Annotated in this window: 11 protein-coding genes and 1 pseudogene; 5 read left to right on the plus strand and 7 right to left on the minus strand. The window is 68.0% G+C overall.

Annotated features, from left to right (window positions below; translation table 11 throughout):
* Positions 1-77: 77 nt before the first annotated feature.
* Positions 78-1724, plus strand: coding sequence for an acyl-CoA synthetase (locus QYL93_RS23035; RefSeq protein WP_305745842.1), 1647 nt, complete (start codon positions 78-80; stop codon positions 1722-1724).
* Positions 1725-1727: 3 nt separating this feature from the next.
* Here QYL93_RS23035 and gcvA read toward each other — a convergent pair whose 3' ends face one another.
* Positions 1728-2627 (minus strand): transcriptional regulator GcvA, encoded by a 900-nt coding sequence (gcvA, locus tag QYL93_RS23040; protein WP_305745843.1) that lies wholly within the window; start codon positions 2625-2627, stop codon positions 1728-1730.
* Between the two features lie 116 nt (positions 2628-2743).
* Here gcvA and QYL93_RS23045 point away from each other — a divergent pair, with 116 nt between their 5' ends.
* Positions 2744-3376, plus strand: a complete 633-nt coding sequence (locus tag QYL93_RS23045; RefSeq protein WP_305745844.1) for a pyridoxamine 5'-phosphate oxidase family protein — start codon at positions 2744-2746, stop codon at positions 3374-3376.
* A gap of 54 nt (positions 3377-3430) precedes the next feature.
* Here the strand turns inward: QYL93_RS23045 and QYL93_RS23050 are convergent, their stop codons facing one another.
* Positions 3431-6229 carry a di-heme oxidoredictase family protein gene (locus QYL93_RS23050; RefSeq protein ID WP_305745845.1) on the minus strand — a complete coding sequence of 933 codons (2799 nt, stop codon included), beginning with the start codon at positions 6227-6229 and terminating at the stop codon, positions 3431-3433.
* A gap of 423 nt (positions 6230-6652) precedes the next feature.
* Here QYL93_RS23050 and QYL93_RS23055 point away from each other — a divergent pair, with 423 nt between their 5' ends.
* Positions 6653-7486, plus strand: coding sequence for an aldo/keto reductase (locus QYL93_RS23055; protein ID WP_305745846.1), 834 nt, complete (start codon positions 6653-6655; stop codon positions 7484-7486).
* Positions 7487-7579: 93 nt separating this feature from the next.
* Here QYL93_RS23055 and QYL93_RS23060 read toward each other — a convergent pair whose 3' ends face one another.
* Complete coding sequence (locus QYL93_RS23060) at positions 7580-8557, minus strand: LysR substrate-binding domain-containing protein (protein ID WP_305745847.1); 978 nt, start codon at positions 8555-8557, stop codon at positions 7580-7582.
* Between the two features lie 129 nt (positions 8558-8686).
* Here QYL93_RS23060 and QYL93_RS23065 point away from each other — a divergent pair, with 129 nt between their 5' ends.
* Both QYL93_RS23065 and QYL93_RS23070 read left to right on the plus strand, forming a co-directional pair.
* Entirely contained in the window at positions 8687-9433 is a 747-nt protein-coding gene (locus tag QYL93_RS23065; protein WP_305745848.1) for a sulfite exporter TauE/SafE family protein, read from the plus strand.
* Between the two features lie 105 nt (positions 9434-9538).
* Positions 9539-9970 (plus strand): cupin domain-containing protein, encoded by a 432-nt coding sequence (locus tag QYL93_RS23070; RefSeq protein WP_305745849.1) that lies wholly within the window; start codon positions 9539-9541, stop codon positions 9968-9970.
* A gap of 815 nt (positions 9971-10785) precedes the next feature.
* Here the strand turns inward: QYL93_RS23070 and QYL93_RS23075 are convergent.
* The 4 genes and pseudogenes from QYL93_RS23075 to QYL93_RS23090 all read right to left on the minus strand — a co-directional run.
* Positions 10786-12011 (minus strand): annotated as a pseudogene (locus QYL93_RS23075) (gamma-glutamyltransferase family protein); the annotation flags it as partial.
* Between the two features lie 189 nt (positions 12012-12200).
* Entirely contained in the window at positions 12201-13760 is a 1560-nt protein-coding gene (locus QYL93_RS23080; RefSeq protein ID WP_305745850.1) for an alkaline phosphatase, read from the minus strand.
* Positions 13761-13770: 10 nt separating this feature from the next.
* Complete coding sequence (locus QYL93_RS23085; protein ID WP_305745851.1) at positions 13771-15300, minus strand: GGDEF domain-containing protein; 1530 nt, start codon at positions 15298-15300, stop codon at positions 13771-13773.
* Between the two features lie 96 nt (positions 15301-15396).
* Positions 15397-16371 (minus strand): NADPH:quinone oxidoreductase family protein, encoded by a 975-nt coding sequence (locus tag QYL93_RS23090; RefSeq protein ID WP_057268959.1) that lies wholly within the window; start codon positions 16369-16371, stop codon positions 15397-15399.
* Positions 16372-16452: the final 81 nt, after the last annotated feature.

Consider the following 16452-nt stretch of genomic DNA (forward strand, 5'->3'; position numbering starts at 1 on the left):
GGTTCGCCCGCAGATCCCCGCCAGAACCCTGCGTTGTAATAGGGCGGTTCATCGTCCCCGCGAAGGAAATCCCTGCCATGCCCCACATGTTCGACCAGCACCTGGACCGCAACCCGGCCAACTTCGCGCCCTTGTCGCCCCTGGGGTTCCTGGAGCGCACAGCCGAGGTCTATCCGGACCGCCTGGCCATCGTCCATGGTGAATTGCGCCAGACCTGGGGCCAGACCTATGCGCGCTGCCGCCAACTGGCCAGCAGCCTGAACCGCGCCGGCATAGCCAAGAACGACACCGTGGCGGCGCTGCTGCCCAACACCCCTCCCATGGTGGAAGCGCATTTCGGCGTGCCCATGGCGGGCGCCGTGCTCAACGCCATCAACACCCGCCTGGACCCCGAGACCATCGCCTTCATGCTCGACCACGGCGAGGCCCGCGCCATCATTGTCGACCCGGAGTTCACCGGCACCCTCGCCAAGGCCCTGGCATGGCGCAAGTCAACTGCGCCACTGCTGGTGCTGGAAGTGCAGGACGCCGTGTACGGCCCGGCTGCCCAATCCCTGGGCGGCACCGACTACGACGCTTTCGTGGCGGCAGGCGATGCGCAGCACGCCTGGGAACTGCCCGCTGACGAGTGGGATGCCATTGCCCTGAACTACACCAGTGGCACCACCGGCAACCCCAAGGGCGTGGTCTACCACCACCGGGGCGCGGCCACCAATGCCATCAGCAACGTGCTGGAGTGGGACATGCCCAAGCACGCGGTCTACCTCTGGACCTTGCCCATGTTCCATTGCAACGGCTGGTGCTTCCCCTGGACGGTGGCGGCGCGCGCGGGCGTGAACGTCTGCCTGCGCCGGGTGGAGGCGCAGGCCATCTTCGACGCCATGCGCCAGCACGGCGTCACGCACTACTGCGGCGCGCCCATCGTGCACGGCATGCTGGTGAATGCGCCTGATGCGATGAAGGCCGGCGTGCCCGCTGGCATCCAGGCCATGGTCGCAGGCGCCGCGCCGCCCGCGTCGATGATCGAGGGTATGGAGAAGATGGGCTTTGACCTGACCCACGTCTACGGCCTGACCGAGGTGTACGGCCCCGCCACCGTGTGCGCCAAGCACGGGGCCTGGGATGACCTGGACATCGGCGAGCGCGCCCGCCTGAACGCCCGCCAGGGCGTGCGCTACCACCTGGAGCGCGACGTGCGCGTGCTCGACCCCGCAACCCTGCAGCCCGTGCCGCAGGACGGCGAGACCATGGGCGAGATCATGTTCAAGGGCAATATCGTGATGAAGGGCTACCTCAAGAACCCCAAGGCCACCGACGAGGCGTTTGCCGGCTGCTGGTTCCACAGCGGCGACCTGGCGGTGCAGTACCCCGACGGCTACATCAAGATCAAGGACCGCAGCAAGGACATCATCATCTCGGGCGGCGAGAACATCTCCTCCATCGAGGTGGAGGACGTGCTCTACCGCCACCCCGCCGTGCTGGCCGCCGCCGTGGTGGCCCGGCCCGACCCCAAGTGGGGCGAGACACCCTGCGCCTTCGTCGAACTTAAGGCCGGCGCCACGCTCACGCCCGAAGACATCGTGGCCCACTGCAAGCAGCACCTGGCGGGCTTCAAGGTGCCGCGCGCGGTGGTGTTTGGCGAGCTGCCCAAGACCAGCACCGGCAAGATCCAGAAGTTCGAGCTGCGCAAGCAGGCGGGGTCGGCCGAGGCCATCGACGTCTGAGCCTCAACCCAGGCCTGTGCTGCTTTCCAGTTGGCTCTGCAGCCACTGCGCAAAGCACAGCGCCTCTGGTGTCGCGTCGGGCGCCAGGCCATAGTAGTGGCGCGTGAGCGGCAGGCGCAGGGCGGGCAGGGGGCACACCAGGCGGCCGGCGGCCAGGTCGTGCGCCACCAGCGAAGCCGGGGCCAGCGCAAAGCCCAGGCCATCGAGCGCGGCCTGCAACACGAAGTGCAGGTGGTCGAATTGCAGCTGGCTCGCGGGCCGCAGGCGCGGTGCACCCACCTGGCGCTTCCAGTGGTCCCAGTCGTCGGGGCGCGAGCGCGACCACAGCAGGGCGTGGGCGGCCAGGTCGCGGGGGCCGTCAACGGGTGCGTTGGCAAGCAGCGCCGGCGTGCCCACGATCAGTGCCTCGTCCAGAAGGAAGGGCTGCACGGCGATGGACGCCGGCCAGCCCGCGTTGCGGCCGCGGCGGATCGCCACATCGAAATGCTCGCTGGCCTGGTCGGGCGAGACGGTGCTGGTGACCACCTGGGGGGAGATGCCAGGAAACTGCGCCACGAAGGCCGGCAGCCGGGGGATGACCCAGCGCACCGCGAACGAGGGCCGCACGTTGATGGTGACCGTGCGCGCGGGTGCCTCGTCCATCAGCGCCCGGGCGGCCGCGCCGATCTGTTCCAGCGCCGGCGCCACCTCGGCAAAGAAGTGCTGCCCCTCGGGCGTGAGCGACACCTGCCGCACGCGCCGCTCGAACAGCGCCACGCCCAGGAATTCTTCGAGCGCCTTGACCTGCCGGCTGATGGCACCATGCGTCACGAACAGCTCGGCCGCCGCCAGCGTGAAGCTCTGGTGGCGTGCTGCAGCGGCAAAGGCGCGCACGGCATTGAGCGGGGGCAGGCGGGGTGTCATGTGTGTGATTTTCTCACGCATGGGCGGCCGTAAACTCGTTTGCCGCTGGCGCTGCCGCGCTGCACCATGGCGGCCATGACACCCGCAATCTTCGCCATCAACCCCTGGAACCTGACATGACCGCCACCGTTGTCGATACCGCCCATTCCATCGAGAGCATTGCCCAGCTCGAAGCCTTGTTCGGCACGCCCGGCGAGGCCTCGCTGTCCAAGGAGGTGCCCTTCGTGCACCCCTCGTACCGCGCGATGATCGAGGCATCTCCCTTCGCGGTGTTGGCCACCTCCGGCCAGGGCGGGCTCGATGCCTCGCCGCGCGGCGATGCGCCGGGCTTTGTGCAGGTGCTGGACGAGCGCACCCTGCTGCTGCCCGAGCGGCGCGGCAACAACCGCGTGGACAGCCTGCGCAACATCGTGGCCGACCCGCGCGTGGCGCTGCTGTTCCTGATCCCCGGCGTGGGCGAGACGCTGCGGGTCAATGGCCGCGCCAGCATCACCACGGCACCCGATCTGATGGAGCGCTTCGTGGTCAGTGGCCAGGCGCCCAAGTGCGTGGTGCGCATCGCGGTGGAGGCCGTGTACTTCCAGTGTGCGCGCGCCATCCTGCGCTCGCGCTTGTGGGAGGCCACCGAGCCCGGTGTGCCCCGGCCCGTGCCCACACCCGGCGCCATCCTCTCGGCCATCAGCCAGAGCTTCGATGGCGCGGCCTATGACCAGGCGCTGCCGGAGCGCCAACGCACGACTTTGTACTAGAACAAAAAAAAGGCCGCCGCAGGCGATGTGCCCGCGGCGGCCTTCAGGGCTGGATCACAGCGACCGCAGGAACGCCAGCAGCGCTTCGCGGTCCGCCGTGGGCAGCGCCTCGAAGCGGCGGCGTGCCGCATCGGCCTCGCCGCCATGCCAGAGCACTGCCTCGGTCAGCGAGCGGGCCCGGCCGTCGTGCAGGTAGCCCACCTTGGCGGCCTGACCTGCGCCCATCACCTTCTCTGTATAGCCGATGCCCCACAGCGGCGCGGTGCGCCACAGCGCGCCCGTGGCCTGGCCCTGGGCGAAGTTGTCGACCAACTCGGCACCCATGTCGTGCAGCAGCAGATCGGTGTAGGGGCGGATGGTCTGGTCGCGCAGCTCGGCGAACAGGTGGCCCGAGCCCGTCTTCATCTCGGCCGTGTGGCAGGCCACGCAGCGCAGGCTGTCGAACAGCTTGGCACCCAGGGTGACCTGCTGCGGGTTCACGCGGTGCTCGTCCAGCGGTGCCACGCCCTTGGGGAAGCCGCTGGCCTGGCTGCGCTGGGCGGGCACGGCCACCAGGGCCAGGTAGTTGGAGATCGACGCCAGGTCGGCTTCGGTGATGCCGGGCTTGCGCACGCCTGCCGCACAGGCGGTGGGGCCGTAGTTGCAATCACGCGAGGGGTAGACGGTGGAGGTGACCGACATGTCCTGCAGCAGCGCCGTGGAGGCCTGCTGGCGCAGCGTGGCCTTGGACGCCTTCCAGCCGAAGCGGCCCAGGCGCACCACGCCGGTCTCGGGGTCGTACACATAGTTGGGCACGCCCTTCACGCCATCGGCATCCGGCACGGTGCGTGCGCGGGCGAGAATGTCGGCCTCGGGCACGGCTTCGAGCAGGCCCATGCCGATCATGGGCGGCGCGGCACGCAGCGAATGCACGGCCGGCACCGGGCCGTCAAAGCCGAGCACGGGCTTGCGCAGCTCCACCACGCTGCCATCGGCCAGTCGCACATTGCGCGTCTCGAATTTGGCCACGCGCACGCTGTTGCCCCAGTCCTGCGCTTCGCCGGTGGCGGCGCGGGCGTTCATCTGCAGCACGCTGCCGTAGCGCGGGTGGGGTTGCTGCTGGCCGGCATCGCCCAGGCTGGCGGTCTGCAGCGACATGCTGTCCAGGCGCTGGTTGACCTGCATCGGCGCGGGGCTGCGGCCGTTGTTGACGTGGCAGGCCACGCAGGCCGACTGGTTGAAGTGCGTGCCCTGCAGCTTGGCGGCGGGCGTGTAGGGGTCGTTGCCCGGTTCGCTGTGGGCACCGGTGTCGAAGTTGGTGTGGATCAACCGGCGCCCCTCGACGAAGCGCTGCATGTTCTGCATGCCCACGTTGTTGAACGGCTGCTGGAACATCGAGGCGCCGTTGTCCGAGTAGTTGTACGAGACCGAGCCCGTGCCGCCCGAGAGCGTGATCGCCGGCAGCGGTGCCGAGTTCAGCCGCGGCTGCACGCCATACCAGGGCACGAGGCCGGTGCCCACCACGTACAGCCACTCGGCCGAGTAGTAGCGAATGCCGCCGTTGTCGCCCTTGGAGGACATGGATTCGCGCGTGCTGAACATCGCGGGAGAGACCTCGATGGCATCGCCGGCCACCAGCGCGCGCGAGGGCACGTTGGTGCCGTTGGGCAGGCCATCGGCGCCCAAGCCGCCGTGGCCCGGGTAGTCCTTGATGCGCAGGGTGCAGGGGCCGTTGATGCCATCGGGGCTGGCCAGGCGGCCATTGGCCGGGTAGGGCGTGGGTGCGCAGACCTTGACGTTGCGGTCCACCAGCTCGCCCGGGTTCATCCAGCCGTAGCCGGTGACGCCGGGGCGGTCGAAGGCGCGGAAGAACGCCGTGTCGCCCGGCAGAAAGTCCACCGTGGTGTAGCGGTTGACCACCAGCGTGGGCTTGGTGACGCCGGCCACGCGGCTGTTGTCGAGGATCTCCATGCCCCAGGTGCGGTTCTGGAAATACTGCGTCACGAAGGTCAGGTGCGCGCCGGGGCCCTTGTCCACCGGGGCGCCTGTGACCGGGTCCACCGTGTCGTTGGGGCCAAAGCCGATCTCGTTCCATTCTTCACCACGCTCGCGGCCATGGCGGCCCAGGGCGCGTGCGCCGAAGCGCGTCACCAGCGTGCCGTCGGCCAGGCGGAACTGGGTCAGCTCGGCGGCCTCGGGCGCGGCGGGCAAGGGTGCCAACCCCTGGCCGTTGGCCGGGTAGCGCCAGGCAGAGGTCGCGCCCACGCCCTGGGTGTTGTCGGTGCCCGGCGTCTTGAACTCCACCTCGAACAGCGAGTAGCCGTAGCCTCCGGCCCGTGCCACGCCCTGCAGGCGGATGTAGCGCGCGCTCATGCCCAGATTCAGGAACTCCTCGGTGCCGCCCTTGCCATTGGTGACATAGCGGATCTGCGTCCAGGTGCTCCCATCCTGCGAGACCTGCAACGCGTATTCCTTGCCGTAGGAGCGCTCCCAGACGAGCTTCATGTAGCCCACGTCGACCTTGGCGCCAAAGTCGAACTGGATCCAGGCGTCGTCCACGAAGGTGCTGCCCCAGCGGCTGTTCGGGTTGCCGTCGATGGCCGCGCTGGCCGACATACCGGGATTTTCCACCGCCGACGAGGTTGCGGTCACAGGCTTGATCGCCACGCCCGGCTGGCTGGGCGCTGCAGCCGTTACTTCGTACGCGGACTTGTGCTGGACATAGACCACGTTGGACGAAGACTGAGAAGCCTCCTGCCCGCTGCCGCCGCTGTCCGGGCTGCCGCCACCGCAGGCGGCCAGGCCCAGCGCCAATGCGCCCAGGGCTCCCAAGCGCGCACTGCGGTGCGCGCGTTTGATCATCGTGTATTGCATGTTTTTCCCACCCTGCATCCGTGTGCGTTTGTTGTGGCCAAATCATAGGCATGCAGTCCATCGCGCCGTCTACCGCAGTTGCGTAGCCGCCTCAGTTAATTTGCGTTAATTAATTGCAAAACGTGTGCAGACGTATCTGCCAAGAGCGCGTTTGTAGGCCACGTTCACCCGCGCACGGCTTGACCTATGGTGCTCCCTGTTTTGGGGCGGTTGCATATGGATGCACTTTGGTGGGCGCCATGGAAATATTTCATTTGGCAGCCAACCGGGTCAATGGCAAGTGGCCGCGCGGGTGGCTGCAGTCTCTTCGACTGGCGCCATTGGACGCGGGTGTGCAGCAAATTGGCATGCGTGCGAAGATGCCTTGTAAAGCCGCATGCAGCGGATCGAACCTTCCAACTGCCAGACGCCAGGAACCCAGCCATGACCCAGCCGCATCCTTCCCTGCTACTCAACGACGGCCGCTCCATCCCCCAGCTCGGCCTGGGCGTATGGCGCACCCCGGCCGATGCCACAGCACAGGCCGTGAAGGCGGCCCTGGCATCGGGCTATCGGCACATCGACACGGCCGCCATCTACGGCAACGAGGCGGGCGTGGGCGAGGGCCTTCGTGCCAGCGGCGTGCCACGCGACGAGGTGTTCATCACCACCAAGCTGTGGAACGCCGAGCAGGGCCTCGACACCACGCTGCGCGCCTTCGACGCCAGCATGCAGTTGCTGGGCCTTGATGTGCTCGACCTGTACCTGATCCACTGGCCGAACCCTTCGCGCGATCTGTACGTGGACACCTGGCGCGCCTTCGTCCGCCTGCAATCCGAAGGGCGGGTGCGTTCCATCGGCGTCTCCAACTTCGAGCCTGAGCACATGGACCGGCTCGTGCTGGAGACCGGTGCCAAGCCCGTGCTCAACCAGATCGAGCTGCACCCGCGCTTTCAGCAGCGCCGGCTGCGTGAATACCACGCTGCAAATGGCATCGCCACGCAGGCCTGGAGCCCGCTGGGCCAGGGGCAGTTGCTGGAGGATGCGGGCATCCAGGCCATCGCCGCCAAACATGGAAAGACGCCGGCACAGGTCGTCGTGCGCTGGCACATCGAGGTGGGCAACGTCGTGATCCCGAAGTCGGTCAACCCCGGCCGCATTGCCGAGAACGCGGATGTCTTCGACTTTGCGCTGGATGCACAGGACATGGCGGCCATCGCCCAACTGGATCAGGCCGAAGGGCGTATCGGCCCGAACCCGCTCACGGCGGCGTTCTGACGCGCTGAACACAAGCCCTCGCAAGAGGGCTTGTTTTTTCACGGCGTGATCGGACTCGAACCAACGGTCTCCCGCGCCGGCGCCTGCCCCAGGTCAGGCCTGCTCTGCTGCAAACCCGGCCGCCGCATCGCGCAATGCCTGTGCCAGCAACGCCACCTCCGCATACTGCGCGCCCTCGAAGCGCTGGAACAGCGTGATGGGCGGCAGCGTCCAGCCGAAGCGGTGCGGCACGATGGCCACGCCGGCAATGCGCACCAGCTCCTGTGCGATGTCTGCCGGCACGATGGAGACGGCGCGTTCGCTGGCCGCGATCAACTCGCCGATGACCTTGGATGACAGGCTCTCCACATAGGCCTGCGGCGGGGCTACGCCGGCACGCAGGAAGAAGTCGGTGATCTGCTCTCGCATGGGGGTCTGGCGTGCGCCCAGCACCCAGTCGAGTTCGGCCAGCTCGGGCCATGACAGCGGGCGCCGCGCCAGCCGCGCCGACAGGCGACGGTGGGCAATCAGGCGGGGCTCCTGGTGGTAGAGCACCTCGTGCACCAGTCCATCCATGTCGAGCACTGCGGAGGCGCGGCCGATCACGCAGTCGAGTTCGTGCGCGCGCAGGCGCTGCAGCAGGTGGTCGCTGGTGCCTTCATGGATGCCCACGGTGGCACGCAGCCCGCGCGGCCGCGTCTGGCCGATGGCGGCGGCCAGCAGGCGGCCGGGCACGAAGGGGATCACGCCGATCTGCAGGTGGGCGGCGCGGCCGGCGCTGGTGGCTTCGATGTCCAGCGCCCAGTGGGTGAGGTCCTGCAGCATGGTGCGCGCGTGGGCCAGCGCCAGGGTGCCGAGCGCGGTGGGCACCATGCCGCGTGCGGAGCGCTCGAACAGCGGAGCACCGAAGATCGACTCGATTTCAGCCAATGCATGCGTGATGGCCGGCTGGCTGGTGGCCATGTGGTGCGCCACGCGGGTGAGCGTGCCGTGCGTTTCGATCTGCTGCAGCAGCACCAGGTGCCGCATCTTCAGGCGCGAGGCCAGGCGGGCCTGCAGGGCCTGGGCGGCATTGGTGTCGTGGGGATGCATGGCGGGTTGAAAAGGGTATGCGGAAAATCGCATGGGTAGATAGTAATTGCTGATGGTTTGCTTATATGAACCGACCACAATTCGATGCAGGTGCTGGACGGGCAGGCACCGTACAACAAGGGAGAGGCAATGGATTCGGTATTCACTGTGGTGGCGCTGGGCGCAGTCGCCGCAGGCTTTGTGCAAGGGCTCTCGGGCTTTGGCTTTGGCCTGACGGCGATGTCGCTCTGGGCCTGGACGCTGGAGCCGCGCCTGGCTGCCGTGCTGGTGGTAGCCGGCTCGCTCACGGGCCAGGTGCTCGCGGCGTTCTCGGTGCGCCGGGGCTTCGACAAACTGCGGCTGATGCCCTTCGTGCTCGGTGGGCTGGCGGGCATCCCCATCGGTGTGGCGCTGCTGCTGCGGCTGGACATGGACGCCTTCAAGCTCGTGCTGGGCACGCTGCTGGTGCTGTGGTGCCCGGCCATGCTGATGGCCAAACAGTTGCCGCGCCTGACGCGCGGCGGGCGGCTGGCCGATGCGGTGGTGGGCATGGCGGGCGGGGTGATGGGCGGCATCGGCGGCTTCACCGGCGTGCTGCCCACGCTGTGGTGCACGCTGCGCGGCTGGGACAAGGACGCGCAGCGCGCCGTGATCCAGAACTTCAACCTGGCCATGCTGCTCGTGACCATGCTGGCCTACCTGACCACGGGTATGGTCACAGCGCCCATGCTGCCCTACCTGGCCGTGGCGCTGCCGGCCATGCTGGTGCCGGTGCTGCTGGGCGCGCGGCTGTACCACGGCATCAGCGAGGCGCGCTTTCGCCAGATCGTGCTGGGCATGCTCACGCTCTCGGGCGTGGCGATGCTGGCATCGGCGCTGCCCAGGCTGCTGGGATGACGGGCCTTCAGATTCCTGACAACCTATACGCAGGCTGGGCAGTCGGCCCTAATATCTCCACCTGCAGTGCGCCATGCGCTGCCGCGACAACAACACTGGAGACATATGACAAAAGCAATTTCTGCATGGGCTGCGTGCGCAGCCATGGCCCTGTCCCTCGCTGCCACACCGGCCCTGGCCGACGTGTTCACCAAGGAAGAACTCATCAAGGTCAACAAGGAGGCTGCCGGTGGCGGCAAGGGCACCTTGATGGGTGAATACGCCTTCACGCGCGACAAGGCCCTGAAGGACCAGGCGATCAAGGAAATCAGCTGGCTCACCCTCAAGCCTGGCGACTCCATCGGCTACCACAAGCACACGACGAATGAGGACACCTACATCATCATTTCGGGCCGTGGCACCTTCAAGGACAAGGATGGCAAGGATGTGGCCGTGAAGGCTGGGGACGTGACCATCGTGCGCAAGAACGAATCGCACGGACTTGCGAACACGGGCACCGAGCCCCTGGTTTTTGTGGATGTGATTGCAGAGCAGTAATGTGTGCTGTTTTGACGGTGTGCTTGGGTTGAGGGCGGAGGCCGGGTCTCGGCCCGGCGGCCGAGGTACTTGTTCTTTGCTTCGCCAAAGAAAAGTACCCCAAAGAAAGGCGACCCCGCTGCCCGTGTCCCCCTCGCCGGTGGCGAGGGAGCAGCCTGCGATGCTCGGGCCTGGGGTGCACCGCGGAACTCGCTGCGTTCCCCCTGCGGGTGAACTCCGCTCGGACAACCGCGGTGAGTCAGACAACGATGCGCGTGTCCTTCGGCACGCGCTCACCCCAGGCCCTGCGCTTCTCGGCACGGTCAGAAGGGGGTGGGAGCGGGCTCCATACGGGCCATTGCTTCGCTCGGCCTGTGGTCCTTCGCTGCGCTCGGCTCGCCAGGGCGGCTGCGCCGCCCGTCGGCAGCGCACAGCGCGTAACCGACACCCGGCGCGGCTGCGAAGCAGCAGCCGTCTTTTTCCCCGCTCCCCACCCCTGCTGGCTGCGCCGAGAAGCGCAGGGCCTGGGGTGGGTGCGTGTGCCGAAGGACACACGCACTTCGTGCTCTAGCTTGCCGATGCTGTCTGAGCGGAGTTCGAAGAACGCAGCGAGTTCATCGGCACCACCCCAGGCCCGAGCATCGCAGGTTGCCCCCGTTCGCCCGACAGGGCGAATGGGGGACGCAGACTGGGGGTCGCCTTTTCTTGGCCCACCTTCTTTTGGCGACGCAAAAGAAGGTGGGTGCGCCGCCGGGCGCACATCCCGGCCTCCGCTCTTCAACCAGGCAAACCGCACGACTCCAACGGACTGGACCGACGATGCATGAAGAGCCAGCTCAGTCCCCCATCACAACCCCTTCACGCCGCGGATCCGCCCCCCCCCCCCCAAACCACAGCATCTTCCAATGCGCATGCCCCCGCGTGATGGCCTGCAAGCCACTGGTCATGTTCATCTCCCGCACCTCCGCCCCGCGCGCCCTCAAGGTCTCCACGGTAAGCGACGGGAACCGCTTTTCCTCCAGCAACGAAGGCCCGTTCATCGAGCCGAAGTTGGGCAGGTAGATTGCCTGCTGCGGCATCAATCCCCAGTTGAACACGCCGTACAGCGTCTTGGCCGTGTAGTGGATGATGGCCGCCCCACCCGGGCTGCCGCCGCTCATCAGCAACTCGCCCGTGGCCTTGTCGAACACCAGGGTGGGCGACATCGACGAGCGCGGCCGCTTGCCCGGCTGTACGCGGTTGGCGATCGGCTGGCCCTGTGCGTCGGCCGGTGCAAAGCTGAAATCGGTGAGCTCGTTATTGAGCAAAAAGCCCTTGACCATCTGCCGTGCGCCGAACTGGTCTTCGATGGTCGTCGTCATCGCCACCGCATTGCCGAAGGCGTCGACGATGCTGATGTGGCTGGTGCCGTACTCGGGCTGGTCAGGCATGGGCGCGTAGCTGGTGGCCACGGCACCAGGCTTGCCGGGCTGGGCGAGCTTGAGGCTTTGCGTGCCGATGAGCTTGGCGCGCTCGGCCAGGTAGGCCGGCGCGATCAGGCTGGCCCAACTGCCGGCGGGCGGCTGCACGAAGTCAGGGTCGGCCACGTACAGGGCCCGGTCGGCAAACGCCAGGCGCGCGGCGTCGGTGTACAAGTGCAGCCAGTCGGCCGTGGGCAGGCCATCTTCGAGCGTCATGGCGGCGGCATCGGTGTTCTTGAGGATGCCCAGGATCTGCGCGATGGCGATGGCGCCCGAGCTGGGTGGCAGAAAGCCGCACATGCGGTAGCTTTTGCTCGCCACCTGGTAGTCGTGGCACAGGGGCTCGCGCTTCTTGGGCTGGTAGCCGGCCAGGTCGGCCATGCTCAGCCTGCCGGGGTTGGTGGGGTGCTTTTGCCCCTTGTCCACGATGGCCTGGGCGATCTCGCCCTCATGAAGGGCTTTGCTGCCCTCGGCCGCGATGCGGCGCAGCACGGCACGGCACCCAGCTCGGGGTTGCGCAGGTTGAAGCCCACGTCGCGTGCGTGCCCATCGGGCTTGTAGAAGTAGGCCTCCGCCACCGGGGCCTTCTTGAGGTGGGTGTCTTGCGCATGGCTTGCCTCCAAGGGGGCTGGGATAAGAACCATGGTAAATCGCAGGCAGGGTCGCAGCGCTCCCTTTTTCCAGGCTGCTACAAGCGCAGGGTGTTGCTGGCAGACGCAAGGATTGAACCCGTATCCACGCAGGAGGTCCGCCGGCAGGGGCTGGGTCGCTATCGGTTCGGTGGCTATGGATCAGGCGGCGACAGGCCCTGCGCGCTTGTCTTCAACGACAAAGCGCGCCAGCGTGCGGCCCCCGCTGTCCTCGCGCAGCGGGTCGTCCAACACGCGCAGGGTGGTGGTCCAGCGAGCGGGTGTGATGTCGGCCAGCCCATAGCCGCGTTGCTCGCAGCGGGCCAGCAGCACGTGCGGGCTGTTGCGCACCACGGCGTCCACCTTCTCTTGCGTGGTGCCCGAGCGCGAGCTGATGGAGGTGCCGCAGAACTCGCTGGCGATCACCGGCGCATCGGGCCGGGCCGCGTCGGCCAGCACGCGGCAGACATAGTTCTGGTGGATGTCACCGCCCAGCAGCACGGTGTTGCGTGGGGCATGCTGCGCAACGGACTGCAGCAGGCGGGCGCGCGCGGCGGGGTAGCCGTCCCAGCTGTCGGTGGAGACCACGCCCGAGGGGTAGTGGCGCGGCGAGAACAGGGTCTGCTGCGCGACCACGCTCCAGCGGGTGCGGCCGTCCTTTGCGTCGGCCGCCAGGCCCGCATCCAGCCACTGCTCCTGGGCGGTGCCCAGGAAGCTGCGGGTGGGCTCGGCCAGTTCGGCGCAGTCCCTGGGGCGCACCGCGCCGGCACCGCTGGCACTGGCGGTGCGGCAGGCCTGCACGCTGCGGTACTGGCGCGCATCGAGCATATGCAGCTGTGCCAGCCGCCCCCAGGCCAGGCGCCGGTACAGCTGCGGGGCGGTGGTGTCGCGCTGCACCAGGCTGGCGGCGCGCAGGGGCATGTTCTCGTAAAACGCCTGCCAGGCGGCGCTGCGCTGGGTCAGGAAGGCCATGGGGTCGCCCTTGCCCGTGGTGCCGGCGTAGTCGTTCTGCACCTCGTGGTCGTCCCAGGTCACCAGCCAGGGGCAGGCGGCATGGGCGGCCTGCAGGGCCGGGTCGCTCCTGTGCAGCGCGTATCGATCGCGGTAGTCGGCCAGGGTGGTGGCCAGGCGCAGGCCGTGCACGCGCGCCAGGCCCGTGCTGTCGCGCGGGCTGGCGTACTCGTAGATGTAGTCGCCCAGAAAGAGCACCAGGTCGGGCGCATCGGTGCGCACATGGCGCCATGCAGCGTAGTGGCCATGCTCCCAGCGCTGGCACGAGGCAAAAGCTACGCGCAGGCGTTCGGGCAGGGCATCGGCCGCCGGTGCGGTGCGCGTGCGGCCGGTGGCGCTCACGGCGTCGCCATGCATGAAGCGGTAGTGGTACCAGCGGCCCGGCGCCAGACCGGCCAACTCCACATGCACGCTGTGGCCCAGACCCGGCAGGGCCGTGGCCTGGCCGCGCTGGACGATGCGCTGGAAGCCCTCGTCGTCGGCCAGTTCCCAGTGCACGGTGAGGGGCGTGCTGGCCTGGCCGGGCTCTGTGGGGACAAGGCGGGTCCAGAGCACCACGCCGTTGGCGCTGGGGTCACCGCTGGCCACGCCCAGCGCGAAGGGGTTGCGCTGCTGGCGCTGCGGCTGGCTCCAGGCCCAGCGGGGCAGGGTGGCTGCGGCAGCACCGTGGGCGGCCAGCAGCAGGAACGAGCGGCGTTGCTGCGGCGTCACCGGCGGGGGCTCATGCCGCCATCACGCGGTTCTTGCCCGAGCGCTTGGCCAGGTACATGCTCTGGTCGGCGCGCTTGATGGCGTCGAAGCTGGTTTCCGAGTCATGCAATTGCGCCACGCCTGCGCTGAAGGTGATCAGGATCTTTTCGCTGCCCTGCAGGAAGAAGCGCGTGGTCAGCTCGCGCTGCAGGCGCGTCATGGCGGCCACGCCGGCCTCCACCGCCGTGTCGGGCAGCAGCAGCACGAACTCCTCGCCGCCGTAGCGGGCCAGCAGGTCCTGCGGGCGCATCACCTCGCGCGTGACCTTCGCCAGGTGCACCAGGGCGGCGTCGCCCACGCTGTGGCCCAGGCGGTCGTTGATGAGCTTGAAGTTGTCGATGTCCAGCAGCGCAAAGCACAGCGGCGCGCCCATGCGGCGGGCACGGGCGATCTCGCGCTCCATGGCCTCGTCCAGGCCCTTGCGGTTGAGGGTGCCGGTCAGCGGGTCGTGCCGCGCCTGGGCGCTGGCGCGGTCGAGCTCCTGCTGCAGCTTGGTGACTTCGGCGTGCTTGGCCTCGGTGCGCTCGCGCAGGTCCAGCAGCTCGGTGTGGGTGAGCTTGGTGTCCAGGGCCATGCTGCGCGTGGCGGTCATCACCTCCTCCAGCACCGGCGCGATCTCCTGCAGGCTGGCGGCCTTGCCGATCAGGTCGGCGCAGCGCTCCATGGTGCCCTGGTAGGTGGTGCTGGACGCGGTGATGAGGGCCAGGCGCTCGATGAAGGTGGCCAGAAGCTCCTTCATCTGCTCCTGGGCTTCCATGGTGCGCGCCTTGGCCTCGGTCTGCTTGAAGATCACGTCCTTCAGGCGCAGTTGCACATCGTCGAGCCGGCGCAGCGTGAGCGGCGGGGTGGACGCCGTCATCAGCGCCTCGGCCTGGCCTTGCAGCCATCGGTCGTCTGCGCTGAGCACGGCGATGTTCTCGAACACCATGTGCAGCAGTTCCAGCAGCCCTGCGCGGATGGCAGCCTGGTCCTCGGTGGCAAACGACAGCCGGTAGGTGAAGTTGCCCAGCATCAGCATCAGCGTGGGGATGAGCGGCGAGGGCTCGCGCAGGAACGTGGTGAGCTGCCCGGCCATGTCGTGCACGCGCGCATCGTCCTCGCCCAGCGCCGGCAGGAGGTTGTCGATCAGGCGGGCCAGCAGTTCGGCCAGATCCTGCGGCAGGACGCTGACGGGGGCGGGGCTTGCCACCTCGACCGGCGCGGCGGCGGCAGGGCTCAGGCCCAGGTTGGCATAGCCGACGAGCACGCTCTGCAGGCCGCTCCAATCCTTGTTGGTGACGGCTTTCTCGAATTGGCCGAGCAGGCGCTTTTGCGCCGGGGTCTGGGCGGGAATCAGCCGCAGGATGCTGGCCAGCTGTGCGTCGGGAAACGGCGCAGCACTGCGCGCACCTGCGATTTCATCGTAGATGGACAGGTAGTTGTCCGGTGTGGGCGCCAGTCGGCGGGCCGCCAACTGCTTGAGCGTTTCGCGTGCGATTTCGTAGGGTTGACGGTCGGCCATGGGCGGGCACCAGTAACAGGGGCTGCGTTGAACCGCGAGTTTGACACAGCGCCATGCTTTCCGTTACAGACGCCGCCATGGCGTCTGTTTTCGGTGTCAGTTGACCATGACCAGCTTGCCCATCACACCGCGCGAGCCCATGTGCGCGTAGGCGGCGGGCAGCTCGGCCATGGGCATGGTGCGGTCGATCACGGGCTTGATCCTGCCCTTGGCGTACCACTGGGCCAGCTCGCCCATCATGGCGGCATTGGCCTTGGGCTCGCGCTTGGCGAAGTCGCCCCAGAACACGCCGACGATGGAGGCGCCCTTGAGCAGCGCCAGGTTGAACGGCAGCGCCGGGATCGGGCCCGAGGCAAAGCCCACCACCAGGTAGCGCCCGCGCCAGGCGATGGAGCGGAACGCCGGCTCGGCGAAATCGCCACCCACGGGGTCGTAGATCACATCGGGGCCCTTGCCATCGGTCAGCGCCTTGATGGCCTCGCGCAGGTTCTCCTTGCTGTAGTTGATGGTGGCGTCGGCACCGATGGAGGTGCACAGCGCGCATTTCTCGTCGCTGGAGGCGGCGGCGATCACGCGCGCGCCCATGGCCTTGGCGATCTGGATGGCCGAAGTGCCCACGCCGCCGGCGGCGCCCAGCACCAGCACCGTCTCGCCGGCCTTGAGCTGTGCCCGGTCCACCAGCGCATGGTAGGACGTGGCGTAGATCATGATGAAGGCAGCCGCATCCACATGCGAGAAGCCCGGCGGCAGCGGCATGCACAGCGCGGCGGGTGCAATCGTGTGGGTGCCAAAGCCCCCGGTGCCCGATAGGCAGGCCACGTTCTGGCCGACCTGCAGGTGGGTGACGCCTTCGCCCACGGCCTGCACCACCCCCGCGTACTCCGAGCCGGGCACGAAGGGCAGCGGCGGCTTCATCTGGTACTTGTTCTGCACGATCAGCAGATCGGGGAAGTTCAGGCTGGCGGCCTTGATCTCGATCAGCACCTCACCCGCCTTGGGCGTGGGCGTGGGCAGTTCGGTCCAGGCCAGGGCCTCGACGCCGGTGGGGTTGGTGCAAAGCCAAGCGTGCATGGGGAAAGTCTCCAGTCGGTGATGCGCCGGATGATAGGCGCGGCGTCGTGGCGCGCGATGTCCCCCGAGCGACGGAGAGCG

Origin of the sequence: Acidovorax sp. A1169 (assembly GCF_030704685.1) — a bacterium.
Classification (GTDB): domain Bacteria; phylum Pseudomonadota; class Gammaproteobacteria; order Burkholderiales; family Burkholderiaceae_C; genus Acidovorax.

Excerpts from the sequence above, each read along its gene's own strand:
- QYL93_RS23035 (WP_305745842.1), top strand. The coding sequence starts at position 78 with ATGCCCCACATGTTCGACCAGCACCTGGACCGCAACCCGGCCAACTTC.
- gcvA (WP_305745843.1), bottom strand. The coding sequence starts at position 2,627 with ATGACACCCCGCCTGCCCCCGCTCAATGCCGTGCGCGCCTTTGCCGCT.
- QYL93_RS23045 (WP_305745844.1), top strand. The coding sequence starts at position 2,744 with ATGACCGCCACCGTTGTCGATACCGCCCATTCCATCGAGAGCATTGCC.
- QYL93_RS23050 (WP_305745845.1), bottom strand. The coding sequence starts at position 6,229 with ATGCAATACACGATGATCAAACGCGCGCACCGCAGTGCGCGCTTGGGA.
- QYL93_RS23055 (WP_305745846.1), top strand. The coding sequence starts at position 6,653 with ATGACCCAGCCGCATCCTTCCCTGCTACTCAACGACGGCCGCTCCATC.
- QYL93_RS23060 (WP_305745847.1), bottom strand. The coding sequence starts at position 8,557 with ATGCATCCCCACGACACCAATGCCGCCCAGGCCCTGCAGGCCCGCCTG.
- QYL93_RS23065 (WP_305745848.1), top strand. The coding sequence starts at position 8,687 with ATGGATTCGGTATTCACTGTGGTGGCGCTGGGCGCAGTCGCCGCAGGC.
- QYL93_RS23070 (WP_305745849.1), top strand. The coding sequence starts at position 9,539 with ATGACAAAAGCAATTTCTGCATGGGCTGCGTGCGCAGCCATGGCCCTG.
- QYL93_RS23085 (WP_305745851.1), bottom strand. The coding sequence starts at position 15,300 with ATGGCCGACCGTCAACCCTACGAAATCGCACGCGAAACGCTCAAGCAG.
- QYL93_RS23090 (WP_057268959.1), bottom strand. The coding sequence starts at position 16,371 with ATGCACGCTTGGCTTTGCACCAACCCCACCGGCGTCGAGGCCCTGGCC.